This is a genomic window from Clostridium sp. HCS.1 (genome assembly GCF_047900555.1).
Lineage (GTDB): Bacteria > Bacillota > Clostridia > Clostridiales > Clostridiaceae > Clostridium.
In genome coordinates this window covers 1198207-1224524 of record NZ_CP170704.1, presented here as the reverse complement: position 1 = coordinate 1224524, position 26318 = coordinate 1198207, and the positions used below count along the sequence as shown (strand labels likewise).

Annotated in this window: 29 protein-coding genes and 1 riboswitch; of the genes, 4 read left to right on the top strand and 25 right to left on the bottom strand. The window is 29.4% G+C overall.

Annotation, left to right across the window (positions count from 1 at the left end; translation table 11 throughout):
* Positions 1–120 precede the first annotated feature (120 nt).
* Positions 121–378, bottom strand: a complete 258-nt coding sequence (locus tag ACFYH6_RS05805; RefSeq protein WP_294363178.1) for a hypothetical protein — start codon at positions 376–378, stop codon at positions 121–123.
* A 149-nt stretch (positions 379–527) separates the two neighbouring features.
* Positions 528–1385 carry a DegV family protein gene (locus ACFYH6_RS05800; RefSeq protein WP_416178892.1) on the bottom strand — a complete coding sequence of 286 codons (858 nt, stop codon included), beginning with the start codon at positions 1383–1385 and terminating at the stop codon, positions 528–530.
* 225 nt (positions 1386–1610) lie between these two features.
* Between ACFYH6_RS05800 and ACFYH6_RS05795 the strand changes: the two genes are divergently transcribed.
* Entirely contained in the window at positions 1611–2219 is a 609-nt protein-coding gene (locus ACFYH6_RS05795; protein WP_294363569.1) for a hypothetical protein, read from the top strand.
* A 54-nt stretch (positions 2220–2273) separates the two neighbouring features.
* On the opposite strand, the gene ACFYH6_RS05790 is transcribed toward ACFYH6_RS05795, so the two are convergent.
* The 12 genes from ACFYH6_RS05790 to ACFYH6_RS05735 all read right to left on the bottom strand — a co-directional run bounded on the left by ACFYH6_RS05790 (position 2274) and on the right by ACFYH6_RS05735 (position 13444).
* Positions 2274–3098, bottom strand: a complete 825-nt coding sequence (locus ACFYH6_RS05790) for an RnfABCDGE type electron transport complex subunit B (RefSeq protein ID WP_416178893.1) — start codon at positions 3096–3098, stop codon at positions 2274–2276.
* 12 nt (positions 3099–3110) lie between these two features.
* Positions 3111–3701 carry an electron transport complex protein RnfA gene (locus ACFYH6_RS05785; RefSeq protein ID WP_291628356.1) on the bottom strand — a complete coding sequence of 197 codons (591 nt, stop codon included), beginning with the start codon at positions 3699–3701 and terminating at the stop codon, positions 3111–3113.
* 2 nt (positions 3702–3703) lie between these two features.
* The gene (locus ACFYH6_RS05780; protein WP_316342323.1) at positions 3704–4414 is read right to left on the bottom strand and encodes an electron transport complex subunit E; all 711 of its coding nucleotides are present in this window, start codon (positions 4412–4414) and stop codon (positions 3704–3706) included.
* Between the two features lie 3 nt (positions 4415–4417).
* Positions 4418–5047, bottom strand: coding sequence for an RnfABCDGE type electron transport complex subunit G (locus ACFYH6_RS05775; RefSeq protein WP_416178894.1), 630 nt, complete (start codon positions 5045–5047; stop codon positions 4418–4420).
* Positions 5040–6053: an RnfABCDGE type electron transport complex subunit D gene (locus tag ACFYH6_RS05770; RefSeq protein WP_316342321.1), complete on the bottom strand. Its 1014-nt coding sequence runs from the start codon at positions 6051–6053 to the stop codon at positions 5040–5042. The genes ACFYH6_RS05775 and ACFYH6_RS05770 overlap by 8 nt, the downstream gene beginning before the upstream one ends.
* A 67-nt stretch (positions 6054–6120) precedes the next feature.
* Positions 6121–7443: an electron transport complex subunit RsxC gene (gene rsxC / locus ACFYH6_RS05765; protein WP_416178895.1), complete on the bottom strand. Its 1323-nt coding sequence runs from the start codon at positions 7441–7443 to the stop codon at positions 6121–6123.
* Between the two features lie 232 nt (positions 7444–7675).
* A complete protein-coding gene (locus ACFYH6_RS05760; RefSeq protein WP_316342318.1) occupies positions 7676–8419 on the bottom strand; it encodes an ABC transporter permease in 744 nt (247 codons plus the stop codon).
* The gene (locus ACFYH6_RS05755; RefSeq protein WP_416178896.1) at positions 8416–9174 is read right to left on the bottom strand and encodes an ABC transporter ATP-binding protein; all 759 of its coding nucleotides are present in this window, start codon (positions 9172–9174) and stop codon (positions 8416–8418) included. Before ACFYH6_RS05755 ends, ACFYH6_RS05760 begins: the two co-directional genes overlap by 4 nt.
* A 16-nt stretch (positions 9175–9190) precedes the next feature.
* Complete coding sequence (locus tag ACFYH6_RS05750) at positions 9191–10138, bottom strand: ABC transporter substrate-binding protein (protein WP_416178897.1); 948 nt, start codon at positions 10136–10138, stop codon at positions 9191–9193.
* A complete protein-coding gene (locus tag ACFYH6_RS05745) occupies positions 10128–10718 on the bottom strand; it encodes a UbiX family flavin prenyltransferase (RefSeq protein ID WP_416178898.1) in 591 nt (196 codons plus the stop codon). Before ACFYH6_RS05745 ends, ACFYH6_RS05750 begins: the two co-directional genes overlap by 11 nt.
* Positions 10719–10758: 40 nt before the next feature.
* Entirely contained in the window at positions 10759–11628 is an 870-nt protein-coding gene (locus ACFYH6_RS05740; RefSeq protein WP_416178899.1) for a UbiA-like polyprenyltransferase, read from the bottom strand.
* On the bottom strand, positions 11615–13444 hold the full coding sequence (locus ACFYH6_RS05735; protein ID WP_416178900.1) for a menaquinone biosynthesis decarboxylase: 1830 nt from the start codon (positions 13442–13444) through the stop codon (positions 11615–11617). The genes ACFYH6_RS05740 and ACFYH6_RS05735 overlap by 14 nt, the downstream gene beginning before the upstream one ends.
* Positions 13445–13541: 97 nt before the next feature.
* Between ACFYH6_RS05735 and ACFYH6_RS05730 the strand changes: the two genes are divergently transcribed.
* Positions 13542–13910, top strand: coding sequence for a hypothetical protein (locus tag ACFYH6_RS05730; protein WP_416178901.1), 369 nt, complete (start codon positions 13542–13544; stop codon positions 13908–13910).
* 180 nt (positions 13911–14090) lie between these two features.
* Here the strand turns inward: ACFYH6_RS05730 and ACFYH6_RS05725 are convergent, their stop codons facing one another.
* From ACFYH6_RS05725 to cytX, 5 genes are all read right to left on the bottom strand, one after another.
* Complete coding sequence (locus ACFYH6_RS05725; RefSeq protein ID WP_416178902.1) at positions 14091–15248, bottom strand: amidohydrolase; 1158 nt, start codon at positions 15246–15248, stop codon at positions 14091–14093.
* 178 nt (positions 15249–15426) lie between these two features.
* Positions 15427–16206 carry a bifunctional hydroxymethylpyrimidine kinase/phosphomethylpyrimidine kinase gene (thiD, locus tag ACFYH6_RS05720; protein ID WP_416178903.1) on the bottom strand — a complete coding sequence of 260 codons (780 nt, stop codon included), beginning with the start codon at positions 16204–16206 and terminating at the stop codon, positions 15427–15429.
* A 41-nt stretch (positions 16207–16247) separates the two neighbouring features.
* Complete coding sequence (gene thiE, locus ACFYH6_RS05715) at positions 16248–16898, bottom strand: thiamine phosphate synthase (protein WP_416178904.1); 651 nt, start codon at positions 16896–16898, stop codon at positions 16248–16250.
* A complete protein-coding gene (gene thiM / locus ACFYH6_RS05710) occupies positions 16876–17700 on the bottom strand; it encodes a hydroxyethylthiazole kinase (RefSeq protein WP_416178905.1) in 825 nt (274 codons plus the stop codon). Before thiM ends, thiE begins: the two co-directional genes overlap by 23 nt.
* On the bottom strand, positions 17690–18868 hold the full coding sequence (cytX, locus tag ACFYH6_RS05705) for a putative hydroxymethylpyrimidine transporter CytX (protein ID WP_416178906.1): 1179 nt from the start codon (positions 18866–18868) through the stop codon (positions 17690–17692). The genes thiM and cytX overlap by 11 nt, the downstream gene beginning before the upstream one ends.
* Positions 18869–18962: 94 nt before the next feature.
* Positions 18963–19073: riboswitch (TPP riboswitch) on the bottom strand.
* 166 nt (positions 19074–19239) lie between these two features.
* Between cytX and ahpC the strand changes: the two genes are divergently transcribed.
* Together ahpC and ahpF are read left to right on the top strand one after the other, a co-directional pair.
* A complete protein-coding gene (ahpC, locus tag ACFYH6_RS05700; protein WP_416178907.1) occupies positions 19240–19803 on the top strand; it encodes an alkyl hydroperoxide reductase subunit C in 564 nt (187 codons plus the stop codon).
* Positions 19804–19815: 12 nt separating this feature from the next.
* The gene (ahpF, locus tag ACFYH6_RS05695) at positions 19816–21357 is read left to right on the top strand and encodes an alkyl hydroperoxide reductase subunit F (protein WP_416178908.1); all 1542 of its coding nucleotides are present in this window, start codon (positions 19816–19818) and stop codon (positions 21355–21357) included.
* A 78-nt stretch (positions 21358–21435) separates the two neighbouring features.
* Here ahpF and ACFYH6_RS05690 read toward each other — a convergent pair whose 3' ends face one another.
* The 6 genes from ACFYH6_RS05690 to ACFYH6_RS05665 form a co-directional block, all read right to left on the bottom strand.
* Positions 21436–22404: an ABC transporter substrate-binding protein gene (locus ACFYH6_RS05690; RefSeq protein ID WP_416178909.1), complete on the bottom strand. Its 969-nt coding sequence runs from the start codon at positions 22402–22404 to the stop codon at positions 21436–21438.
* Positions 22405–22433: 29 nt separating this feature from the next.
* Positions 22434–23147, bottom strand: coding sequence for an ABC transporter ATP-binding protein (locus ACFYH6_RS05685; protein ID WP_416178910.1), 714 nt, complete (start codon positions 23145–23147; stop codon positions 22434–22436).
* Positions 23134–23898, bottom strand: a complete 765-nt coding sequence (locus tag ACFYH6_RS05680) for an ABC transporter permease (protein WP_416178911.1) — start codon at positions 23896–23898, stop codon at positions 23134–23136. Before ACFYH6_RS05680 ends, ACFYH6_RS05685 begins: the two co-directional genes overlap by 14 nt.
* A 329-nt stretch (positions 23899–24227) precedes the next feature.
* Positions 24228–25217 carry a choloylglycine hydrolase gene (bsh, locus tag ACFYH6_RS05675; protein WP_416178912.1) on the bottom strand — a complete coding sequence of 330 codons (990 nt, stop codon included), beginning with the start codon at positions 25215–25217 and terminating at the stop codon, positions 24228–24230.
* Positions 25218–25321: 104 nt separating this feature from the next.
* Positions 25322–25471, bottom strand: coding sequence for a hypothetical protein (locus ACFYH6_RS05670; protein WP_416178913.1), 150 nt, complete (start codon positions 25469–25471; stop codon positions 25322–25324).
* A gap of 22 nt (positions 25472–25493) precedes the next feature.
* Positions 25494–26285 carry an SDR family NAD(P)-dependent oxidoreductase gene (locus tag ACFYH6_RS05665; RefSeq protein ID WP_416178914.1) on the bottom strand — a complete coding sequence of 264 codons (792 nt, stop codon included), beginning with the start codon at positions 26283–26285 and terminating at the stop codon, positions 25494–25496.
* Between the last annotated feature and the right edge of the window lie 33 nt (positions 26286–26318).

The window sequence follows — 26318 nt, the reverse complement described above, 5'->3', positions numbered from 1 at the left end:
TTATCTTAAGATATTAAGATTAGTTTTTATAATTATATACATAATAAAAAAGCTATCTATTAGCTTTTCTACTAATAGATAACTTTTCTATAATTAATATCTACTTTTACAAATTAATTTTTAAACATTTAATAACAATATAATACCAGCTATATGAGAAACAAGACTTACAATTAAAACTATTATTCCTAAAACAAGAGATATTATAAACTTTTTATCTTCTTTATAAGCTTTCTTTCTTAATGACATTACTATAGTTATAATTGATAATATATATCCTATTAATGGACTTAATATGCCTCCTACTAAACCTATTACAGCTAATACAATTGCCACTACAGATTTAGAAGACTTTTGTGAAACTGAATTATTCTCCATAAATACTTCCCCCTATTATTTTAATATTTACATAATACCATTTTTAATGAACATTTGAAATAAATATTTTTTTCACAAAAGAAGTATAGACATATATTATAAAGTAATTAATGTCTATACTTAATGGTTATTATAATCTAATTTAATTCTTAAACTTCTTTAGAAAAGCCCACAATTCCAAAGGATCCTGGTCCTCCATGAGAGGTAATTACACAGCCTGGCTGCATCCAATGAATTATTTTAAAGCCTATTTTCTTTGCCTTATCTTCAGCTATTTTACGAACCTCTTGTGATAATCCTATGGACCATAATAAGTATAATTCTTTTTTATCTAAATTTTTAATATAGTCAAAGTCCTCTATTAATTTTTCAACTATACTTTCCATTTTCCCTCTATACTTTTTCTTAGCTACTAAGTATCCATTTTCAATTTCAATTGCTGGATGTATCTTTAGGATTTTCCCACCTATAAAGGCTGCATTACTTACACGTCCTCCAGCTCTAAGATACTCTAATTCAGCAGGAACAAAACACATTTGACAACTATCACGTATTTTATTCACTTCTTTTAATAATTCCTCCATAGTTACCTTTGGATTTTCTTTTAAATATCTAGCTGTTTTAATTACAATGGCTGCTTGTCCTATTGATACATTCTTAGTATCATAGCTTGTAACGTAATCTCTATTTTCTGCTGCTATTATTGCACTTTGATAAGAGCAAGTTGTTACAGCAGAATATGCTAAATGTAGTATTTGCTTATTTGGATATAAACTATGAATTTCATCAAATACTTTTATAAAATCCTGTGGAGAACTTCCACTGGTTTTTGGTACTTTATTTGTTTTATTATAATACTCACAAACTTCTTCTACTGGAAAATTTCCATCATCATAAGTATTCTCTCCCATGGTAACATGCATTGGAACAAGAAAAATCCCCATTTCTTCTGCAATATCCTTTGGAATATCTGAGCCTGTTTCCGCCACTAAAATAATATTGCTCATTTTCTTTCCTCCTTTTATATTAATACCCTCTTTAGGAATTATTTTCTAAATAACTTAGGTATATTATATCATTGTTTTTATAATGTAATAGTTTTATTTTCAAAGTTTTTATTATTTATAATCTCTCTACAACTTTCCTTAAGTTTTTTATAAGTTAATGAAAGAAACACCCTTTAATGGAATATTTAATATAATAAATATAATCACTTTTAATGAGGTAAAAATATGAATTTTAATGGTTGGGGAAATTTCGAAGATTTATTTAGAGCTTGCGGTTATACTAATTCTTTCCATGGAAAAGGTAATAATTGCAATGATAATGATGAGAGTAATAATACTACTGATAATAGTAGTAATAACAACAATAGTAATTATAATTCTAATTACTATGGATGTAATGATATACCAAATGGTTTCCAAAACCTGCACCCTGAACTTTTTGTAATTATAGGTGAAATACTGGGAAATATAGTAGCTGGAAGTATTCCCTTTAATGTTCAAAACGCCATTGGTAACTGGCTACAATTAGTTGGGCAAGCTATCGAAACTTATAATGCTCAACAACAATATTTTCAATCTGGTCCTGGTAGATATTATGATGTTAATACTCGTAATATTGATAATCCTTTTTGTAGCTCTGCCGCTCCAAGTACAGCTACATACACAGCAAATCCATCCAATGCACAGGGTCCTTCAAGTGGATCAAATTCTCAAAGTTCATCAAGAAACTCTAACTCAAAAGGTAATGCCAATAAAATAGAAGAATTAGAAAAGCAAGTTCAGGAATTAACCAAGGAAATAAATGAAATTAAAACTCTTCTTCAAAAAAAATAAGCTAATAGATTTTTAATTAACTAATAGCTTATTTTTATTTAAATAATTATTATATTAAACTGATATCTTAATGTTTGAATCAATAGTACTACTATACTTAATTATCTTAACTGGGCATTTTTCTGCACACTTTCCACAGTTTATACATTTATCGTAGTCTATTTTAGCTAAATTATTTTCTACTGTAATAGCATCGCTTTCACATACTTTAGTACATAATTTACATCCTATACATCCTGCATCACATACTAATTTTACTTCTTTACCCTTGTCATTAGACATACATTGAACTTGATATTCAGCACTATATGGAATCATTTCTATAAGGTTCTTAGGACATGCTTTTATACATTTTCCGCAAGCAACACATTTTTCTTTATCTACTACAGCTATTCCCTCTATTATATGAATAGCATCAAATAAACAATCTCTTACACAAGAACCATAACCTAAACATCCATAAGAACAGCCTTTATCTCCTCCCCCTGGGGCAATTACAGCCTTAGCACAATCTTCTATTCCATAATAATTATATTTTTTCTTAGATTTCTCACAAGTTCCTCCACATCTTACAAAGGCTACTCTTTTTTCGCTTTCTTCTAAGTCAACTCCCATAACTTCACTTATTTGATTAGCTACTGCTACCCCTCCAACTGGACAACTATCAACAGCTGCTTCTCCTGATGCTATAGCTTTAGCCAACCCATCACAGCCTGGAAAGCCACAACCTCCACAGTTATTACCTGGAAGTAGTTCTCTTACCTTCAATTCTTTTTCATCTACTTCTACTTGCAACTTCTCTCCTGCAATTCCAAGAAGAACACCAATAATAATTCCAATTCCCCCTAAAACTGCTGTTGCTATTATAATCTCTCCCATTTTCTATCCCCCTTATAGCCCAGCAAATCCCATAAAAGCAATTGCCATAAGTCCTGCGGATATTATTACTATAGGCATACCTTTAAAAGATTCTGGTATATCATTATGTTCTATTCTCTCTCTTATTCCTGCAAGTATTAAAATTGCAACTAAATATCCTATAGATGTACCAAGGCCCGATACTATACTAAAAATAAAGCTTTGAAGATTACTTGTATATTGTACTTGTACATTTGTAAGAGCAACTCCAAGAACTGCACAGTTTGTAGTTATAAGAGGAAGATAAACTCCAAGAGCCTTATATAAACTAGGAATATATTTTTTTAGAATCATCTCCACTAATTGAACTAAAGCAGCTATTACTACTATAAATACAATAGTCTTCATATATTCAAGATTAACTTTTACAAGTATAAAATTATAAATAAGATTAGTAATTGCAGAAGAAAATGTTATTACAAAGATAACTGCTCCTCCCATTCCAACTGCTGTCTCTGTCTTTTTTGAAACTCCTAAGAAAGAACAAAGACCTAAGAATTGACTAAGTAATACATTATTTATAAAAATTGTAGTTATTAAAACTAAAATTAAATCTTTTACCATAATTATTTACCTCCCTCATCAATTCCATTTACTATTTCAATTTTTGAACTACAGCTTGAAATAGTACATCCAGCACAACCTGAAGTGCAATTATCTTCTGACTTCTTCTTATTAGTAGCACTAGGTGCATTAAATTTATTTTGAAGGGCTGTTAAAAATGCAATTACAAAAAATGCCCCTGGAGCTAGTACAAATATTGATACTGGTTCATAAGAAGATGGTAATATATTAAGTCCAAATAATTGTCCACTTCCTATTACTTCTCTTACAGCACCAATAACTAAAAGTCCTACTGTAAAGCCTAGTCCCATACCAATTCCATCAAAAATAGATGATACCACATCATTTTTCGCTGCATAGGCTTCTGCTCTTCCAAGGATTATACAGTTAACAACTATAAGTGGTATATAAATACCAAGGGATTTATATAAACTTTCATAAAAATATGCCTCTAATAGCATTTCTACTACTGTAACAAAAGAAGCTACTATAACTATATAGGCAGGCATTCTAACTTTATCAGGTATAACTTTTCTAAGCATTGATATAAGTAAGTTTGAAGCTACTAAAACTGCTGTGGTTGAAAGTCCCATACCAATTCCATTAATTGCAGCAGTAGTTACTGCCATTGTAGGACATAATCCAAGCATCATTACAAAAGTAGGATTTTCTTTAATTACTCCATTATAAATACGTTCTGTACATTTATTCATTTATTAAAAAGCCTCCTTACCTAAAATATTTTCTTTGGCAAATACTAATGCTGAATTTACAGCTTCAGTTACAGCAGAAGTTGTAATGGTAGCTCCACTTATAGCATTAATTTCGTCTTCTTTAGATGCACCTGATTTTGTATATTTTATTTCTTTAACTTTTTTGCCTGCAAATTGTGATTTGAATTCATCATCTTTAGCCTTCATACCAAGTCCTACTGTTTCACTAATTGAAAGTATTTCAAAGCCTTGAATTTTACCTTCCTTATCAAGTCCAAGGGAAATTTCGACATTTCCGCCATATCCATTTGGTGAAGTAGCATTTATTATATAACCTATAGCTTCATTATTTGATTTAGCAATTAAAGCTTCATTTACTGTAGTTCCATTAAAGCCTTTCTCCTTTAAGAATTCTTTAGAAGACTCACACCTTTGAACTAATGTTTCATTTGATTGGAAAGTTTCTGCTTCATTAAACATTCCTTTATAAGCTTTATTTTTCTCCTCTGTTCTAGCATAAGCAATTGGCTCTTTTGTAACCTTATTAACTGCTGATAATGTAAATCCAGAAACAATTGTTATAATTAAAAGTATTATTGTATCTTTAATTATTGTACTTTTTCCCTTAGCCATTTATACTAGCCTCCTTTCCAAATGCCTTTGGAAGAGTGTATTTTTCAATAAGAGGCACAACCATATTAGATAATATAATAGCATAGGAAACTCCTTCTGCTGAACTTCCATAAAATCTAAATACTGCTGTAATAAAGCCTAATAAAATTCCATAGTATATTTTCCCCTTTTGAGTTATTGGGCATGTAACATAATCTGTTGCCATAAAGAAGGCACCCAGCATTAAACCACCCCCAAAAATGTTTCCTATAAGGTATTCTATGTTAAGGCCTTTTCCTCCTAAAAGATTCATTATTATAATAAATCCAATAAATGAACCTATATATGTCATAGGAATTTTTAGAGAAATTATTCTTTTTCTAAGCAGATAAATTGCTCCTATTAAAATTGCAACTACAGAGGTTTCTCCAATTGTTCCACCTGTTGTTCCAAGAAACATACTTAATAAATTATAATCTCCTCCTGTTTTAACTGCTGAAAGTATAGTTGCTGATGAAACCCCATCCACCATAGCATATCCATTTACAGCTGCATGTCCATTCATTATAATTCCTTTAAGTGTATTATTTGCTGCAATTCCAAAGTCTGTCATTATTCTTGAAAATGAAATAAGTAAAAAACATCTTGCAGCTAAGGCAGGATTCATAAAATTTTGTCCAAGACCTCCAAATAGCTGCTTAACAATTATTATTGCAAAAACTCCACCTACTATAGGTACCCAAAAAGGTACAGTTGATGGTAAATTATACGCTAATAACAGACCTGTTAATAATGCACTATAGTCATTTATTGTAATTGGTTTTTTCATTCTTTTTTCATAGATATATTCAGTAATTATGCAAGTGGCAACACTAATTAATATTATTTTTAATGCATTTAATCCAAAGTTATATATTCCAAATAAACCTGCTGGAATTAATGCAATTGCAACATCAGCCATTATAGTTTTAGTACTTTCTTTACTTCTTACATGAGGTGATGCTGATACATTATATAATTCACTCATTTTAGATAATTCCTTTCCCCATAATTTTTTTCATTTCCCCTAAGGTTTTTTATAAATTAAAATTTTATTATTTCTTTTTTCTACTATCTAAAACACTTTTTCTACTTTGTTTAAAGGCTTGAGTAATTCTCCTTTTAGCAGGACAAATATAAGTACAACTTCCACATTCATAACATTCCATTCCATTAATAGCTATAAATGATTCATTGTCTAGGCCTTCTATAGTTTCAATTGCTTTTTGAGGTATAAGATTGCTTGGACATACTTCCACACATCTTCCACAACGAATACAAGCTGTAGGTTCATTTTTTGCTACTTCATCTTCTAGAAAACATAGAAGTGCAGAAGATGTTTTAGTTACTGGAATATCAAGATTAAAGATAGCTACTCCCATCATAGGTCCTCCTGAAATGATCTTTTCAGGTCTTTCTTTAAATCCTCCAGCTTCTTCTACAAGCTCAGAGTAGTTTGTCCCTATTTTCACTTCAAAATTTCTAGGATTACTAATAGCATCTCCTGTTACAGTAATTATTTTTCTCATAAGAGGAGTTGATTCACATACAGCCATGTAAATAGATACTACAGTGTCAACATTATCAACAACACAGCCTGCATCTGCTGGTAGCATAGTTGAATTAATTTTTCTTCCTGTTGTAGCGAAAATTACAGAACGTTCTGCTCCCTGTGGATACTTAGTTTTAAGAACCTTTACTGAAATATTTTCTTCCCCTTCTACAGCCTTACGAATAACTTTTATAGCCTCTGGTTTATTATCTTCAATTGCAATTATTCCTTTAGCCTTTGGAAATAAACTTAAAATAACTTTAAGTCCTCCAATTACTTTTTCAGGCATTTCAAGCATAACTCTATAGTCTGAAGTTAAATAAGGTTCGCATTCTACTGCATTTACAATTACATAATCAATAGCATTGTCATCCTTTGGAGTAAGCTTCACATGAGTTGGAAAGCCAGCTCCTCCTAAACCTACAATGCCTGCTTCTTTAATATAATTTCTTATTTCTTCTTTAGAAAGTTTAGTATAGTCTCTTTTTTCGCCAATACCCTCCAAATTTCTGTATTCGTTATCATTTTCGATAATAATCGACATGACTTTATTACCAGAAACATTAAGTTTTGGCTCAATAGCTTTTACTGTACCAGATACTGAAGATATAATATTGGCTGAAATAAAACCTGTAGCCTCTGCTATTTTTTGTCCTACTAACACTTTATCCCCAACAGAAACTATTGGTTTTGCAGGTGCTCCTATATGCTGAGCTATAGGGTATACCAGATTACCTTTAGGTAAAATCTCCTTTATGGGAAGGTCTTTTGATATGTCTTTCCCATCCTTTGGATGAATACCCCCTTTAAATGTACCTAATTTCATAAACTCATCCCTTTTCTAATAATTTTTTTAACACTTTAATTATATTCCTCAGTCTCTAATTTAACAATTAGTTATGTACATTTTTTTCTCATTATTACATTTTTTTCTATATAACTGTACTTTTTTTAAATTATTTATATAGAAAATATTGTTTAAATTACATTGTAATAAAAAAACCACTTATCTATTAATCATAGAAAAAAGTGGTTTATCATTTGAAATCATTAATATATTATCTTTTCCATCTACAAACTATATTTTCAATATAATCTATAAGTATAAATAATATTAATCCTAATATGCTTAACATAAGTATTCCAGAATACAAATCTATATAATTAATTCTTGACCAAGCATCTTGTATAAAATATCCTACACCTTTACTAGTTCCATAGCCTTCAGAAAAAAATAATATTGAAAAGGCTGTTCCTATAGATAATCTCATATTAGTTAATATATCAGGTAGTATAGAAGGAAAAGTTACATGGTAAAATAATTCTAATCTTTTTGCTCCTAAACTTATTAACATATTATAATTTTCTTTAGATATATTAATTACTGAATCTCTTACTGAAACTATTATTGGGAAAACTGTAATTAAAACTATCATAGTAATCTTAGACACATCCCCAAGGCCACCTAAAGTCATAGCTATGGGTAATAAAGCCATTTTAGGTATGGGATATGTAAAATAAATTAATGGATTTAATAATTTATTCACCTTATCAGAATACCCCATTATAAGCCCTATAGTAATTCCTATAATAAAGGCTATTAATAATCCAATTCCTACTCTATATAAACTTGCAAATATATGTATGTAGAAATTGTTTTTTAATAAGTTTGGTAGATTAGCATATATTTTTAGTGGACTAGGTAATATTCTAGAATTCATTATTAAAGAAAAAATATACCAAAGAATATTTAATATTATAAATCCCTTAATAAAAATCCAAATTTTCTTCAATTCCTTCATTTACTTTTCCCACCTTTAATTAAGCCTTTTACATAAGAAAACATATTAGAATAGCTTGGATGATTTTTGTAGTCTTTATTATTAAATAAAGCATTATCTATAACATCAATTATATTCCCAGGTGTATTAGATATTACTATGATCTTTTTCCCCATATATAAGGCTTCATCTATACTATGAGTCACAAAAAAAGTATTATTTTTATTTTCATTCCATATTTCTAAAAACAGTTCTTCTGCCTCTTCTCTTATAATTTCATCTAAGGCTGAAAATGCTTCATCCATTAACAAAAGATCGGGTTTCATTAAAAAGCTTCTTACAATAGCTACTCTTTGCTTTTGACCTCCGCTTAGTTCTCTTGGATATCTCTGCTTTAATTCATATATACCTAATCTTTTCATCATTAAATCCATTTTACTTATAATTTCTTGATTATTTACATTAGTTTTTTTTATTTTTAATGGTAAAATACAATTTTCTTCTACTGTTTTCCATGGTAAAAGTCCAAAGTTTTGAGGAATTAAACCTATATTATGAATATAAGGGTTAAGCTTTTCTGAATCCAGAAGAACTTCCCCCTCATATTCTTTTATTATCCCTGATAATACATTTAATAAAGTTGTTTTTCCACAGCCTGAAGGTCCTATTATTGCACATATATCTTGTGAATCTATATCAATACTTATTGGACCTAGTGCTTTTACTTTTTCCTTTTTAGATTCATAGAAAACAGATAAATCCTTTATCTGTATCATAAAATCTCCCTACAAGCTATTTAATAAATTTATCAATTATTACATCTTCAGCTTTTAAATCTTTATCTATTATTCCATTATTTTTTGACCAATCAAATACAGCTTGAACCTTCTCTGAATTTGGTAAATAATTTGTGTTAAGTTCTGGTAATATTAAATTACCTTTTGTATCTTCTGAATATCCTACTGTTTTTATAACTATATCTTCATATTCTTTTATGTCAGTATTTTTCATGTATTCTACAGCCTTGTTATAACCTGTAAAGAAAGCTTTTATTGCTTCTTCATTATTGTCTATTTGATCTTGTAAGAAACCTATTGCTGATATCATTATATCTGCATTATCTATATCAGCTAATCCCTTACCACCATCAGCTACTGCTGTATCATTAAAAGGAGCTGGAAGGATAGCTGCATCTACTTGTTTATTTCTAAGAGCTTCTAACCTAGCTGGCATTGCTGGTATAGCAATCTTTTCTATCTCACTTGAATTTACTCCATTTTCTTCAGCTATATAATCTGATAAGTAATCTATCATAGTATTTTCTGATATAGCCATTTTCTTACCCTTTAAATCTTCTAAGTTTTCAATTCCTGAATCTTTACCTACTACTAAAGTCCAAGCACCATTTGTTGCCCCTGTAATCTTCATATCAATTCCTGAATTTTGATAGATAGAAATAGCAATTTCATCAGCAATTACTCCATCTAATTCTCCTGCTTGAAGGGCAGCATCTCTATCCTTAGCTGCTGTAAATAATTGAAAATCTAATTCTAATCCTTCTTCTTCAAAATATCCTTTTTCTTTAGCAATTACTATTGGTACAATATCTATTGAGCCCATTGCACCAAAGCTTAATTTCTTTGTTTCTTTTACTTCTTCTGTTTGTGTCTTAGTACATCCTGCCATTGTTCCTACCATAGCTAATGCCATAAATGTTGTAAGCAATTTTTTAAACTTCATATTCAGTATCCTTCCATTTCTTAAATAAATTATTTTCTATATTTAGATAATCTAATATTTTCCCAATTAAGAAATCCACTATTTCATCAATAGTTGTTGGATGATGATAAAAGCCTGGCATAGCAGGAATTATTCCTACACCCATTTTAGATAATCTACACATATTTTCTAAATGTATTGTATTTAATGGTGTTTCCCTTGGTACTAAAATTAGTTTTCTTCCTTCTTTTAATGCTACATCAGCTGCTCTACATAATAAATTTTTAGATAATCCATGACTTATTTCAGCTAAAGTTCCCATTGAACATGGCAGAATTATTACTGCATCATATTTATTTGAACCACTAGCTACTCCTGAAAACATATTATTGTTATTTTCAAGTTTTATATTACTATAAGTTAAACTTAGCTCATCAATCCAAGTTTTTAAATTAATTCCAAGCTCAAATCCAAATACTTGTCTTCCCTTTTCAGTTGCTACAACATTTATTTGAATACCTTCTTTGACTAATACCTCTATCAATCTTTTAGCATATATACTTCCACTTGCACCTGTAATTCCAACTACTATTTTTTTCATAGTCCCCTCCTTATATATGTTTTAATTAATAATCAACATATTATAATAAACAATCTATAACTCCAGCAAGTAAAAATACTATACTTATAACTTGATTTACGTTATATGATGCTACTTTAACATTTTTTAAATTATCTGGACTAACTAATTTATGCTGTATTACAAATAATACTGCTATTATAGATAAACCTATGTAATATATTATCCCTAGTTCAGGTGCTAATAATCCAACTAAAAATAAGCAACTTAATGCAATTACATGAAATACCCTTGATATAAGTAATGCATTTTCAACTCCAAATCTTGCAGGTATTGAGTGTATACCATTTGTAGTATCAAAATCGTAATCTTGAGCTCCATATATTATATCAAAACCAGCTACCCATAAAGTGTTAGCAGCTCCCATTACTAACGATAGTAAGCTTATTTTTCCTGTAACAGCTAACCAAGCTCCTACTGGTGCTGCTGCTGAAGTTATTCCAAGTACTATATGACATGCCCATGTAAATCTTTTAGTATATGAATATATAATCATTAAGAATAATGCTATAGGAGAAAGTATTAAACATATAGTATTAAGCTTCCATGCTGCAAATACCATAATTGCAAAACATATTATTACAAATATTATTATCTCCTTTTTATTCATTAAACCTTGTGGTAATTGTCTAGTTGCTGTTCTTGGATTTCTCGCATCTATTTCTGCATCTATAACTCTATTTAAAGCATTTGCTCCTGTTCTAGCTCCTAAAAATGCAATTAATATCCAAAATATAGTTACAAAATTCAACTTGTTATTTCCAGCTATAAGCATAGATATTAATGCGAAGGATAATGAAAAAATAGTATGTGAGAACATTACTAAAGTTCCGTAATCTAAAATCTTATTTTTTATTTTACTTAATTCCATATTCTTGCCACCTTCTATCTACATGCTCTTTCATCTCTTCACTCATTTCTATATCCTTTGGCCATTCCCTACTATGTCCTTCACTTGGTAATTTTCTAGTTGCATCTATTCCTAATCTATTATCATCGTATATTAGGAAATCTCTCTTAGCATCAATATTATTGAATACCTTCCAAGCTACAATAGATAAATTTTTAGGATTTACTTCTTTATCAACTACTATAACAATTTTAGTATAGATGCTTTCTTCCATTTCCCATACAGACTTCATTATCTCCCTTGCTTGACCTGGATACTTTTTATCTATTGATATAATTACACAACTATTAAAAACTCCTTCTAATGGGAAGTTTATATCTATTATATCTTCTTTATTTCTAAATTCTTGCCAAATTTTATCTGCCTGTTCTTTAATTTTACTTGTAATTTCTATATGCTTTTGACCTTCTCTATCCTGAACTTCCATTGGCCATTTTTTAGTTGCATCTATACCAACCCTGCTACCATATAAAGGTGTATTAGAAGCGTGATCTAAAGCATCTAATGGACCTTCAGCTATTACTATATCTCTCTTAGCATCCATATTATTAAGTACATTTAAAGCTACAGCCTTTGCATCTTGTGGATTTATGTCCTTATCTACAACTATAACCATTTTAGTGTACATCATTTGTCCCATTCCCCACACGGAATTCATAATCTTATTTGCATGGCCTGGATACTTTTTATCTATTGATATAATCACACAACTATGAAAAACTCCTTCTAATGGGAAGTTTATATCTATAATTTCTGGATTCATCATTTTAAGTAGTGGTAAAAAAATTCTTTCTGTTGCTTTACCCATATAACAATCTTCCATAGGTGGTTTACCTACTATTGTAGTTGGGTATACAGGATTTTTCTTATGTGTTATACAAGTTACATGGAAAACTGGATAATCATCAGCTAATGAATAATATCCTGTATGATCTCCAAATGGTCCTTCTAATCTTAACGCCTCATTTACATCAACATATCCTTCTATAACAAATTCTGCATCTGCTGGTACATAAATATCATTTGTTATTGATTTAACCATGTTTATTGGAGCCTTTCTTAAAAATCCTGCAAACATCATTTCATCTACCATTTTTGGTAGTGGAGCCGTTGCTGCATATGTTATAGCTGGATCACAGCCAAGTACTACTGATATAGGCATTTTTCCACCTAATTTTTTATACTGTTCGTAGATTTCTCTACCATCTTTATGCCAATGCCAGTGCATACCTGTAGTATTTTTATCGTAAACTTGCATTCTATACATACCCATGTTTTGTATTCCTGTATCTGGATCTTTCGTAATAACTAAAGGTAATGTTATAAACTTACCTCCATCTTCAGGCCAGCATTTAAGTACAGGTAATTCATTTAAATCTGGATCATGATTTATAACTTCTTGGCAAGCTCCCTTTACTGGTAGTTTTATTGGCAAAACCCCTAACATTCTACTTAATCTTGGCAGAGATTTAACTGCATTCATTATTCCCATATAATTACTCATATCAATAATTTCTTCTATAGCATTCCCCATGTCATTTATATTTTTAACCCCTAAGGCCATTCCCATTCTTTCATATGTACCCATAGCATTTATAAGTACTGGATATTTAGAACCTTTAACATTTTCAAATAATAATGCTTTTCCATAACTTTTAGATACTCTGTCTGTTATTTCTGTTATTTCTAAATCTGGATCTACTTCAACTTTTATTCTATCTAATTGGCCTTTTTTATCTAATGCTTTTATAAATGCTTGCAAATCTTTAAAAGACATAATTACCTCCTAAATTTAACCTTATTGATTTAAGTTCTACATTGTTTTTATATAAATGTTATAATGTGTATATAATTAATCCTACAGGAGGACTAAAATGCTAACCTTAACTAAAAAATTTAAAACTTACGATATTAATTGTTCTGTAGTGCAAATGGGAAATGATTGGAATATAAGCATATATGGTGGTGATATTCCCCATATAGGTGCTCTTGCACTTGGAATACCTAGACCTAGCCTTGAAAATAAAAATAAAATAAGTTCTTCAGTATCTGTTTTAACAATAACTGGTCACAAAGAGGATGTTATTGTTCAAAATGTAGCTAAAGTCTTGTCAAGTACTCTTAACAGTACAGTAATTGTAAGTTGTGGAATACATATTAATGATATCTCTTTTGATGATATACAAAATCTAAATTTAGTTATCCACAATTTAGTTAATGAATTAATTTCTAAAATCTCATAACTTATAAGTGTAGTATTTAGATATTGTGCAATCTAAATACTACGCTTGTTATAATTTTATACCAATTAATTATATTACTCAGTTACTAATTTAACAATTAAATATGAACACTTTTTTTTCTATAATTATATTTTTTTCTATAATAATTAAAAGAAGCTGTATTAACAGCTCCTTAATTTCCTATATATAGTAAACCTCTGATAATATCTTAATTGCCAAATCAGAAAAATATTTAGCTGCAATAATTAATGCATCTTCATTTAGGTTATAAGATGGATGATGCCATTCCCTACTTCCTTCAACTCCCATCCAAATAAAAAATCCTGGAATTTTATTTTGATATAATGCAAAATCTTCTCCACCAGTGCTTTCCTTAGCTAACTCAACTTTATATCCTAATTCTATTGCAGTTTCAGTAGCTACTTTAGTAAAGCTTTCATCATTATAGACTCCTGGCAAATATGGATACCATCTAAAATCTACATTAGCTCCAAAGGCTGATGCAACTCCTTCTATATTTCTCTTAATTAAATCAGGAATTATTTTTCTAGCATCCTTTTGAAAAGTTCTTACTGTACCTTCTAAATAAGCCTTTTCAGGTATTACATTCCAAGTGTTACCTGATTGAAATTTAGTTATACTTATAATAGCATTGCTAAAAGGACTTAAATTGCGACTTATAATTGTTTGCAGTGAAGACACTATTTCACTAGCAACTATAATTGGATCTATGCATCTTTCTGGAATAGCTGCATGTCCTCCTACACCAATAACATCTATTTCAAATCTATCTACACTTGCCATAAGTGGTCCTGCTTTTATACCTATTGTTCCTACTGTAAGGTCCGGTTTATTGTGCATTCCAAATATAGCTTTTACATCCTTTAAAGCTCCAGAATTTATAATCATTTCAGCACCCTTTGCATTTTCTTCTGCTGGCTGAAATATAATTCTTACCCTTCCATGTATTTTTGATTTATTTTTATTTATAATAATAGCTGCTCCTAAAATTGCTGAAGTATGAAAATCATGACCACAAGCATGCATTACCCCATAATTCTTAGAAGCAAAGTCTAAACCTGTTTCTTCTATAATTGGAAGTGCATCAATATCTGCTCTTAAAGCAATAATTGGTCCAGGGTAATCTCCTTCTATTTCAGCAACAACTCCAACTGTTAAAGGTAAATTTAATATATTTATATTTTCTTCCTTTAACCAATTAATAATTCTTTTAGTAGTTTCATGCTCTTCCATAGATAATTCTGGATTTTCATGTAATTCTCTTCTATATTTAATTAGTTTCTCACTTAAAATTTTTTCATTTATAGATAATGTCATTTTGTCTATCTCCTCTCTTGTTTAGGACGATTATCTTTAGAATTTTTTATAATTCGATACTACATATAGTATTTATTACTTTATACTATTCTTTTCCTTTATAAAAATTCCATTATCTATAATTTTCTTTAGTTATAATGATTAAATTATCTATAGAGTTGAAAATTTTCGAATTATTTTATAGGTTATAAGTATGCTCAAGAGGGCCTCTACCTTCTCCTATATCTAGCTTTGCCTTTATAGCTCCTGTTAAATATTCCTTTGCATTTTTAACACTTTCTTCTAAACTTTTCCCCTCTGCTAAGTTACATGCAATTGCTGAAGATAATGTGCAACCAGTTCCATGAGTATTAGGATTTTCTATTCTTTCACTTTTAAAATATGTTATATTACCATTTTCATATAATATGTCTATTGCTTCTTCACTTAAATGTCCACCTTTAACTAATACTGCTATATTTAAATCCTTTGCTATTCCCTTTGCTGCCCTTATCATATCTTCTTGATTTTCTACTTTAAAACCACATAAAACTTCTGCTTCTTGTATATTTGGTGTTATAACTTTTGCTAAAGGCATAAGCTTGTTAGTAAGTACATCTATAGCTTCATCACAAATTAATTTACTTCCACTAGTTGATACCATAACTGGATCTAAAACTATATTTTTAGCTTTATAGTATGAAAGTTTCTCTGCTATTGCTTCTATTATTTCTGAATTAGAAACCATTCCTATCTTTGTTGCATCTGGAACTATATCTTTAAATATACAATCTATTTGGTTACAAACAAAATCTTTTGATGCCTCTTCTATTCCATAAACTCCAGTAGTATTTTGAGCTGTTAAGGCTGTTATAACGCTCATTCCATACATTTTATGAATTGTTATTGTTTTTAAGTCTGCTTGTATTCCTGCTCCTCCACTACAATCTGAACCTGCTATAGTTAAAACCTTTTTCAAAATCCATCCCTCCATTAGTATTTTTCATTAGAACTATATAATTAATCTAAAATTACCTCTTTTGTAATTTTTATAAATTCTTTAGTTCCTTCTTTTATATTTTCTTTAGCAAATATAGCTGATACAACTGCAACTCCATCTATTTTGCTACCCTTTAGTTCTCTTATATTTTCTTCACTTATTCCACCAATAGCTACTACTGGAATACTTACACTTTCACAAATATTCTTAAGTTCTTCTATACTTACATAATCAGCATCTAATTTTGTTGATGTAGTAAAAATTGATCCAACGCCTAAATAATCTGCACCCATCTTTTCAGCTATTAAAGCCTCTTCTTTATTTTTAGCTGATACGCCTAATATCTTATCTTGTCCTATAATCTTTCTTACTGTTTCTGCATTTAAATCACTTTGTCCAACATGAACTCCATCAGCATTACATTTAATTGCTATATCAACATTGTCATTTACTATAAAAGGTACATTGTATTTTTTACAAAGCATATTAATATTTATAGCTTCTTCTAAAAAATCTTTTTCTTCTAAATTTTTTTCTCTTAATTGGAGTATTGTAACTCCACCCTTTAAAGCTTCTTCCACATCATGTTCTAGTGTTCTATTTGAAAGCCAAGCTCTATCTGTCACTGCATAAAGTAATAATTGAGATTTATTTAATTTCAAATTTAGCACCTCCTTCTAAATCTTCTTCTGTTAATTTATAAACTTCATCAATAAGATAATTTCTATAAGAAGAATTACCCGAATTATTTTTCTTCAATATTTCATAAGCATTTTCTCCTGCAATACCCATAGTACATAAAGCTGCTACTGTTGCTTCTAAATAGTTATCATCATTTGCTGCTACAAAGGCAGATATCAGGGTAGTTAACATGCAGCCACTTCCTGTAATTTTAGACATCATTTTATGACCATTTCTAATTACATAAGCCGTATTTTCGTTACAAACTATATCTATAGCTCCTGATATTGCTATTATAGATTTTGTTTTTTTAGAAAAGTCTTTTGCAAAACTTATAACACCATCTATATTTTCATCTGTTACAACATCTGAAATATTAGCATCTACGCCCTTTGTCCTTCCACTACCTAAGGCTAATGCTTTTATTTCTGATATATTCCCTCTGATAACTGCAAATTTCACTTCTTCAAGTAATCTTTTGGCTGTACTATTCCTTAAATTAGAAGCCCCTACACCTACTGGATCAAAGGTTACAGGATGTGAAAGTACATTTGCTTTCTTCCCTGCAAGAATCATTGATTCTATTACATTCTTATTTAAAGTTCCTATATTTATATTAAGTCCATTACATATTGACGTTATTTCTTCTACTTCTTCCTTTTCGTCTGCCATAATTGGTGATGCTCCACAAGCAATTAAAATATTTGCACAATCATTGACTGTTACATAATTAGTTATGCAATGTATAAGTGGATTTTTTTCTTTAATATTTTTTAACATTTTACTTAACATTATTAATTCCCCCTTTAACCTTTCCAATAAATGTTGTTATTAAAATTATAATAATCATAACTGGTATTGTATTTCCAATAGGTGTATCAATCTTCATAAAGAAACGATAGATAATAAATCCTATAATCCATAAAATTAAATTAGTAAAGTCGAAATCTTTATTTATGCTATTTTTATTTAATATAAAATTATCTGCAATTTGTATGGCTATCATTGGTGCAAATACTGACCCTATAAGATATAAGAAATTTTCATATTGAGTAATTGGGGTAAATATAGCAAGAAGCATTCCAATAATACAAACTACTATAGATGTCCACTTTTCCTTAAACTCTTTGGAAATACTGTTTAAACTAACTCCTGCAGAATAAACATCTAAGAATGTTGTAGTAACTGTAGAGAAAATTATTATTATAAGTGCTGCTACTCCAAGTCCTGCTGCTGCCATTATTTTAGATATATCTGATTCTCCTGTATAAATCGCAGCTCCCATTCCTATAATATACATCCATGAACTAGCTACAAAATAAACTATTGAACTAACTGCTATAGACTCTTTTGGCTTTTTAGCATCTTTAATATAATCTGATACTAAAGGTAACCAAGAAAGAGGCATTGCTATACTCAATTCTACCGCTCCTCCAAAACTTATATTCGCACTAAAGGTGCTTGTACTATTTTCTTTAAAAATAATAAAACTTAAAATTACTGTTAGTATAAAAAGCATAATCATAGCTACTGTATTTAGTTTGCTTAGTTTATTAATATCAATTATAACCCATAATATTATTAAAATTGATATTAGCACTGCCCATATTGAACTTCCACCAAAGCTGAATAAATTATTAGCTGCTATTGCTCCACTTATTATCATTACAGCTGTCCATCCAACTAATTGCAATGCATTAAGACTTGAAAATAATATAGATCCTTTTTTCCCAAAGGATATTTTAACGCTATCCATTGAACTAAGTCCTGTTTTAGCACCTATAAATCCAGAAAAATAGAAAAGAATACAACCAATTAAATGTCCTAGTAATATAGCAATTAATCCTTTTTTGAAGCCTAAAGGCGCAATAAGAGTTCCAGTTAATATTTCTGCAAGTGATACTGCTGCTCCAAACCAAATTAGACTTTGTCCAAATGTTGATATTTTAGATTTTTCCATAAATACATCTCCTTTTTATAATCATGTCAAAAAGGCTAGTAAATATAATTCCTTAAGTAACAAAAAAAGGAAATACCCTTTGGTATTTCCATCATATAAGCAAACTATATCACTTCCTACGTTGGCATTACCCAAATCAGGTGTAAGGGTCGAAGTTTGATTACTTCCTCTCAGCCTGCTACCACAAGCTCCCCCGATTATATCTAAATTGTGTTAATTATATCAAAGTATTTATTTTTTGTAAATAGTATACTTTAATTACCTTATTCTTAATAACTTATTTTTTTAAGACATAGAATGAATAATCATTAATTCTATAGCAAATAATATTTTTGAATAACTAAAAATTACTATAAAAGGAGAGAATTAATATGTCATTAATAGGTAAACAAGTAGAACCATTCAAAGCTGATGCTTATCAAAATGGAAAATTTTTAGAAATAACTGAAGAAAGTTTTAAAGGTAACTGGAGTGTAATTTGCTTCTACCCTGCTGATTTTACTTTTGTTTGTCCTACTGAACTTGAAGATTTACAAGATCAATATGCAACTCTTAAATCTCTTGGAGCTGAAGTTTATTCTGTTTCAACAGATACTCACTTTACTCACAAGGCATGGCATGATACATCTGAAGCAATTGGTAAAATTGAATATATTATGATTGGAGATCCATCTCATACACTTTCATGGAACTTTGATGTTCTTATTGAAGAATCTGGTCTTGCTGATAGAGGTACCTTTATTATAGATCCAGATGGAACTATTCAATGTATTGAAATTAATGCTGGTAATATTGGTCGTGATGCTAGCTCTTTAGTAGATAAAATAAAAGCTGCTCAATATGTAAGAAATAATCCAAAGGAAGTTTGTCCTGCAAAATGGAAAGAAGGATCTAAAACATTAACACCTGGTCTTGATCTTGTTGGCAAAATTTAATAGGTACTTATTATGTTAGATAATAATATTAAAGAGCAACTATCAACATACCTTAATATGTTAGAAAATGATATTCTCATAAAAAAGAATCTAGGTACTGACAAATATTCTTTAGAGGTAGCGGAACTTATTGATGAAATTTCTTCTATGTCTTCTAAAATTCATGTAGAAAATGCTACTTTAAAAAGAACTCCTAGCTTTAGTGTTAATTCTATGAATGAAGATACTGGTGTAATTTTTGCAGGTGTTCCCTTAGGCCATGAGTTTTCTTCTTTGGTTTTAGCATTATTACAAGTAAGTGGAAGACCTCCTAAGGTAGATGAAAGTATAATAAATAGAATAAAATCCATTGATAGAGATTTAAATTTTGAAACCTATATAAGCTTAAGCTGCCATAATTGTCCTGATGTTGTTCAGGCATTAAATCTTATGAGTATTTTAAACCCCAAAATTACTCATAGAATGATAGATGGTGAAAGCTTTAAAGAAGAAATTGAATCTAGAGATATTATGGCTGTTCCAACTATCTTCTTAAATGGTGAACATTTTGATAGTGGCAGAATAAGCCTAGAAGAAATTTTACTAAAGCTTGGTGAAAAGAAGGATAGTTCTTCTCTTAATGATAAAGGAATCTTTGATGTTTTAGTTATTGGTGGAGGCCCTTCTGGCTCTAGTGCAGCTATATATTCTGCAAGAAAAGGCTTAAAAACTGGAATAGTAGTTGAACGTTTTGGCGGTCAAGTTATGGATACAATGGCTATTGAAAATTTTATTAGTGTTCCATATACAGAAGGTCCAAAACTATCTAGGAACTTAGAAGAACATGTTAAAAACTATAATATTGATATTATTATTTCTGAAAGTGCAAAATCAATAAATAAAAATAATGATTATATAGAGGTAACTTTAGAAAGTAATGCTACTCTTAAAAGTAAAACTCTTATAATTTCAACAGGAGCAAAGTGGAGAGAACTTGGTGTACCTGGTGAAAAGGAATTTAAAAATAAAGGTGTAGCTTATTGTCCTCACTGCGATGGTCCAATTTATAAAGGAAAGGATATAGCTGTTGTTGGTGGTGGTAATTCTGGTATTGAAGCTGCTATTGACCTTGCTAATATTGTAAAGCATGTAACTGTATTAGAGTTTTTACCTGAATTAAAGGCAGATGCTGTTTTACAAGAAAAGCTAAATTCTTTATCTAATGTCACTGTACTAAAAAATGTTCAAGTAAAAGAAATTACAGGAACTAATAAGGTAAATGGTCTAGTTTATGTTGATAGAAACACAAATGAAGAAAAGAGCATAGCCTTAGAAGGAATCTTTGTACAAATTGGCTTAGTACCAAATACAAAGTGGCTTAATAATACTTTAGAAATGAATAAGATAGGAGAAATAATTGTAGATAAAAAATGTTCTACAAGTTTAGATGGTGTTTTTGCTGCTGGAGATTGTACTGATAGCCCTTATAAGCAAATTATCATTGCTATGGGTTCTGGTGCAACAGCTTCATTAAGTGCTTTTGACTATCTTATTCGTAATAGACAAAACAGATAAATTTTTAAATATAAAAATGCAATCTAAAAGTTATATATAATTATTTAACTTTTAGATTGCATATCTTTTTTAATTTACTTAGTTTAAATATAATGAATCTGTATTAAATTCTTTATCTATCATTTTAGTTTTATACATGAAATCAGCTACATTTTGTAATGCTGTACGGTCAGCTTCTGTTATTTCAATATTAAAGTCATATTGCTTAAACATTTCTTCTACTGCTGCCTTTTCTAAACCAAGGTCCTTAGCAACCATATCCATTGTTTCATCATGATTTTCATTTATAAAATCAAGAACCTTATATTGAGCCTTAATAAATAATTCTATTTCTTCTTTATGTTCATTATAAAAGTCTTCTCTAACAGCAACTACATTTACTCCATCAGTTAAGCCTTTTCCATCAGTAATTAAGTTATATCCTTGTTCCTTTGATTTATATGCATTAGCACCAGCAACTAATGCTGCATCAATGCTTCCAGCATCTAAAGCTGCTTTTGCATCTGGAATAGACATATTTACATAATTCACATCTTCAATAGTCATTCCTGCTTTTTCAAGATATGATACTAATAATTGGTGTAAAGTAGTTCCCATAGGTCCTGCTACTGTTTTACCCTTTAAATCTTCTGGTGTTTTAATATTTGCATCCTTTGAATATATAGTATAAGCTTCTGGAGATCTACCATATATATCTAATACCTTTATATCTGCACCATTTGCTGCTGCTAAAACTGCTGAAGTTCCTCCAAGAGCATATAATATATCAACATCACCTGATGCTAATGCTTGAGTTTGATCTGCTCCAGATGTTATTTCTGCATATTTGACAGTTATATCCTTGCCATTATTCTTAAATTCTTCTTCTATAATATTTTTATTTTTTTGTACTATGCTTGGTACATTTAAAGGTGATGTTACGTGAGTTATTGTTAATTCACTTAAATCTGATTTTTCAGCATCTCCTTTTTGTGAACATCCTACCATAGATGTCATAATTACAGTACCTGCTATAATTGATGTGAGTACCTTGTTTCTTAATTTCATTTTTCTTTCCTCCAAATTATGTATTTTATCTATTCAACCTTTAAGTCATTCATTATCTTTTTTTTAATATTTAGATATTTATCACTTAATAGGTCTCGTTCTTTATTTTTTTCATCCATTTCATATTGAGATTTAACTTTTCCTTTTTCTAAAACTACTATTTTATCTCCAAGAACTAATGCTTCATCTATGCTATGGGTTACAAATAAAATTGGGCAATTTCTCTTATTATGTATTTTTATTAATTCTTTTTGCATTTGTTCTCTTGTAAAATAATCTAATGCAGAAAATGGCTCGTCCATCATTATAAAATCTGGTTCATAGGCAAAGGCTCTAGCAATAGATACTCTTTGCTTCATTCCACCTGATAATTGATTTGGATATGCACTATTAAATTTTTCAAGACCTACAGTTTCTATAATATCGTTAATTTTTTCTTCATTTATATTTTTCTTCTCTATACCAAAGGTAATGTTCTTTTTCACATTTAACCAGGGCATTAATCTATCTTCTTGAAATATATAGGCCTTTCTATTAATATCAGTTTCCTTTATTTCCCCTTCATCAGGTTTCATTAATCCAGCAACAAGTCTTAGTAAAGTAGTTTTACCACATCCACTTCGCCCTAAAATCACTGTAATTTTATTTTCATGTATATCTAAATTAATACCATCTAAAACTTTTATCTCTTCTTTTTCAACAGTATAAACCTTACTTACATTTACTAACTTAATCCCAACCATTATTATATGATCCTTTCAATAATTTACTAATGACAAAGGCAAATAGTCTATCTGTCATGTAACCAACTAATCCTATTACTAAAATCCCCACTATAACTTTATCTGTTCTAGACATTTGTTGAGCAAATAAAATCATATGTCCAAGTCCTGTAGAGGCAGCTATCATTTCAGCACTTATTATAGCTCTCCAACTATATCCAAGTCCTATTCTCATACCAACTAATATATCTGACATGGCATATGGAATTCTTATTTTAAAAAAGCTTTTAATCCTTGAATATCCATAAACTTGTCCAACTTCAATAAGCTTGATATCACAACTTATAAAGCCTTTAACTGTATTTAAATATATAGGGAAAAATGATGTTAACACTATAATTGCTATCTTAGTAGTTTCTCCTATACCAAACCATAAAATTAATAGTGGTATTAAACTTAACGGTGGAATATTTTTTAAGAATTGAACAATAGTCTCGTAGTAATCAGTAGATTTAGGAAGTATAATCCTAAGCATTGCTAATATAAATGCGGATATTGTTGCTATGAAGAATCCTTTTATTACTCTTATAAAACTTATGTATATATCTATAAATATTTCTCCAGATAGAGTCATTTTATATAAACTATCAAGTACCTTAGCTGGTGATGGTAGTATATAAGAACTTACTAAATTAAGCTCCGTTACAATTATCCATATTAAAAGTAATGTTATAATTGAAATCCATGTCTTTATAATTCTTTTTTTATTCACTTATTAACACTCCGTCTCCATTATTACATCCATTTTGCAGTAATTTTTGCATCCATTCATATCTTTTGTTAAGTTATGTCAAATTTTATTAAATGTTATAGGTTTTTATCAGCATAATTTACCAATTTCAAAACAAGTATACTACAATTGATATTGAATATCAATATTAATTATTCACGAAAAAGTATGTTTTAAATTTTTAATACAAATATATATTTTTATTTAAACTTTTTTTTAATAAAAATAAGATAAATATTATATTTATTGTGACATCCTTCACTAAAGTCAAACTTATATAATATTTATCTTCTTCTATAATTAAATAAGTTTTAATTTTGATAATTTATATCTTGAGTATTTAAGTATTTAAATATTTTTAGTTCTTTTCCTTCTAACTTTTCTTTTTTCATATCTATAGCATTTATTCTATTGTTATCATAATTTTTATAATAGTAAATACAGTTTTCTTGATCCATACAAGAAGAATATAATGTTAAATCTTCTAAGCCATCTTGAGTTATAACTCCACCTTTAACCATCTTAACATAATCAAGCATATGAAAAAATTGAGTAACTGCATTTATATCATTATTAATTTCTGGCATATTAGCTCTAATATAAGAACTTCTTACAAATCTTGAAACTGATGCAAAATCTCCTGGGATTCCTAATGTTCCAGCGCCTACTCCTAAAGGATATAATTCTTGCCTACTCCAAGTAGTATCTTTGGGATTATTTGGAGTAATAAACATATATTCATTTAAATTGGTTAAATGCCAATCAAAAGTAGGGTTATTAGTCATTACTCCTACAGTATTATCATAAAAAGCAAATTTCTCCTTTGTTTTTTCAACAACTATAGACTTACCACTTCTATCACTAATCATCCAATGAAGAGTTGGACACGGTGTCTTTTCATTAATTGGAATATCTACTAATTCTATATGTTCAATACCCTTTTTTACTTCCTCTACAGTATCATGATTAGATAATACCCACTGAATAAAATCATAGGGAGGAATATTAACCTTCCCTTTGCTTACTTCTTTTTCAAAATATGCATAGCCTTGAAAATTTAAACCTGCAGCAGCTAATCCATTTTCATTTATAGCATCAGCTAATGTAGGGTGATTATCAATAACAGTTCCCATACCAAGTATTGCACGATTATTTACTATTGTATTACCTGTAACTATATCTCTAAATTCAAAAAACCTTGGAATCATAATAACTGATTGATTAAAAGTATAGGCTAAATCCATATTGCGCCCAAAGTAGTAATTACCTTCCTTTGAGCTTATACTTAATGCTGTACACATAAATCCACCTCACATTTAAATTAGATACTCCTATTATGTCTTTAATTAATTATCCTATACTTATAATGATATATAAAAACCTCACCAAATAACCTAGTTATTATTTACAAAGTTATTGGTGAAGCTTGTATAGTTTGTTTTCTAAATTTATATGGCTTAAATATAAACAGTAATTTTCTCCTCATATATCTATCTTTATCTGCCATTAACATTTCAATTTGCAATGTTTCCTTTGTAATAACTTTTCTTTTCACAATGACAATATTCCATCTTAATTTATTTTAAAAGTTCTCTCTTCTTAAAAGAAGACATCATAAATCTTTTAGCTGATTTTATATTTGTAAGCCAAACTATATGAGCATCCTGCTTCTTATTACTAAGAATTTTAGGAACTAAAAATTCAGCTACTGTTTCTGGTTTATCTCCAAGAGTATTAAAAACCTTTCTAAATTCATCATCTTCTAAAACTGATGAAGGCTCACCAGTAGGAGATTTTGTAATAAAATCTGTAAGCATCATTCCAGGTGATAGCCTGCCTACCTTAATATTAGAATTCTTTAATTCTTTAGCTAACCCCTTAGTAAAATAAGTAAGTGCACGTTTGGAAGTAGCATATAAAATTGTTTGCTCAATAATAACATCATTTGAGCCTAAGCCTTCCATATTCCATATTTGACCATGTCCTTGCTTAATCATATTCTCCACAGCAATTTTACACCCATACATAACACCTTTAATATTTGTATTTACAACTGCTTCAATATAATCATCAGGTGTATCCCAAAAAGATTCACGAGGACAGTTTTGCCCTGCATTATTAATCCATATATCTACACTTCCCCATTTATCAGATGATTTTGTCCATAAATTTCTAAGGTCTTCTTTCTTTGTAACATTGCAGGGAATATAAATATATTTATTATTAAATTCCTTAAGTTTTTCCTTTGTACTATTAAATGATTCAGGTTTTGAACCAGAAATAGTTACATTACATCCAATCTTTAAAAATTTTTTAGCCATTTCAAAGCCTAATCCACGAGTACTTCCTGTTATTACTACATTTTTCATTTTAAAACCCCTTCACCCTTTTAATTGGTTATA

Coding starts and splice junctions, on each gene's coding strand:
- ACFYH6_RS05805 (WP_294363178.1), bottom strand. CDS start 378: ATGGAGAATAATTCAGTTTCACAAAAGTCTTCTAAATCTGTAGTGGCA.
- ACFYH6_RS05800 (WP_416178892.1), bottom strand. CDS start 1,385: ATGAGCAATATTATTTTAGTGGCGGAAACAGGCTCAGATATTCCAAAG.
- ACFYH6_RS05795 (WP_294363569.1), top strand. CDS start 1,611: ATGAATTTTAATGGTTGGGGAAATTTCGAAGATTTATTTAGAGCTTGC.
- ACFYH6_RS05790 (WP_416178893.1), bottom strand. CDS start 3,098: ATGGGAGAGATTATAATAGCAACAGCAGTTTTAGGGGGAATTGGAATT.
- ACFYH6_RS05785 (WP_291628356.1), bottom strand. CDS start 3,701: ATGGTAAAAGATTTAATTTTAGTTTTAATAACTACAATTTTTATAAAT.
- ACFYH6_RS05780 (WP_316342323.1), bottom strand. CDS start 4,414: ATGAATAAATGTACAGAACGTATTTATAATGGAGTAATTAAAGAAAAT.
- ACFYH6_RS05775 (WP_416178894.1), bottom strand. CDS start 5,047: ATGGCTAAGGGAAAAAGTACAATAATTAAAGATACAATAATACTTTTA.
- ACFYH6_RS05770 (WP_316342321.1), bottom strand. CDS start 6,053: ATGAGTGAATTATATAATGTATCAGCATCACCTCATGTAAGAAGTAAA.
- rsxC (WP_416178895.1), bottom strand. CDS start 7,443: ATGAAATTAGGTACATTTAAAGGGGGTATTCATCCAAAGGATGGGAAA.
- ACFYH6_RS05760 (WP_316342318.1), bottom strand. CDS start 8,419: ATGAAGGAATTGAAGAAAATTTGGATTTTTATTAAGGGATTTATAATA.
- ACFYH6_RS05755 (WP_416178896.1), bottom strand. CDS start 9,174: ATGATACAGATAAAGGATTTATCTGTTTTCTATGAATCTAAAAAGGAA.
- ACFYH6_RS05750 (WP_416178897.1), bottom strand. CDS start 10,138: ATGAAGTTTAAAAAATTGCTTACAACATTTATGGCATTAGCTATGGTA.
- ACFYH6_RS05745 (WP_416178898.1), bottom strand. CDS start 10,718: ATGAAAAAAATAGTAGTTGGAATTACAGGTGCAAGTGGAAGTATATAT.
- ACFYH6_RS05740 (WP_416178899.1), bottom strand. CDS start 11,628: ATGGAATTAAGTAAAATAAAAAATAAGATTTTAGATTACGGAACTTTA.
- ACFYH6_RS05735 (WP_416178900.1), bottom strand. CDS start 13,444: ATGTCTTTTAAAGATTTGCAAGCATTTATAAAAGCATTAGATAAAAAA.
- ACFYH6_RS05730 (WP_416178901.1), top strand. CDS start 13,542: ATGCTAACCTTAACTAAAAAATTTAAAACTTACGATATTAATTGTTCT.
- ACFYH6_RS05725 (WP_416178902.1), bottom strand. CDS start 15,248: ATGACATTATCTATAAATGAAAAAATTTTAAGTGAGAAACTAATTAAA.
- thiM (WP_416178905.1), bottom strand. CDS start 17,700: ATGTTAAGTAAAATGTTAAAAAATATTAAAGAAAAAAATCCACTTATA.
- cytX (WP_416178906.1), bottom strand. CDS start 18,868: ATGGAAAAATCTAAAATATCAACATTTGGACAAAGTCTAATTTGGTTT.
- ahpC (WP_416178907.1), top strand. CDS start 19,240: ATGTCATTAATAGGTAAACAAGTAGAACCATTCAAAGCTGATGCTTAT.
- ahpF (WP_416178908.1), top strand. CDS start 19,816: ATGTTAGATAATAATATTAAAGAGCAACTATCAACATACCTTAATATG.
- ACFYH6_RS05690 (WP_416178909.1), bottom strand. CDS start 22,404: ATGAAATTAAGAAACAAGGTACTCACATCAATTATAGCAGGTACTGTA.
- ACFYH6_RS05685 (WP_416178910.1), bottom strand. CDS start 23,147: ATGGTTGGGATTAAGTTAGTAAATGTAAGTAAGGTTTATACTGTTGAA.
- bsh (WP_416178912.1), bottom strand. CDS start 25,217: ATGTGTACAGCATTAAGTATAAGCTCAAAGGAAGGTAATTACTACTTT.
- ACFYH6_RS05665 (WP_416178914.1), bottom strand. CDS start 26,285: ATGAAAAATGTAGTAATAACAGGAAGTACTCGTGGATTAGGCTTTGAA.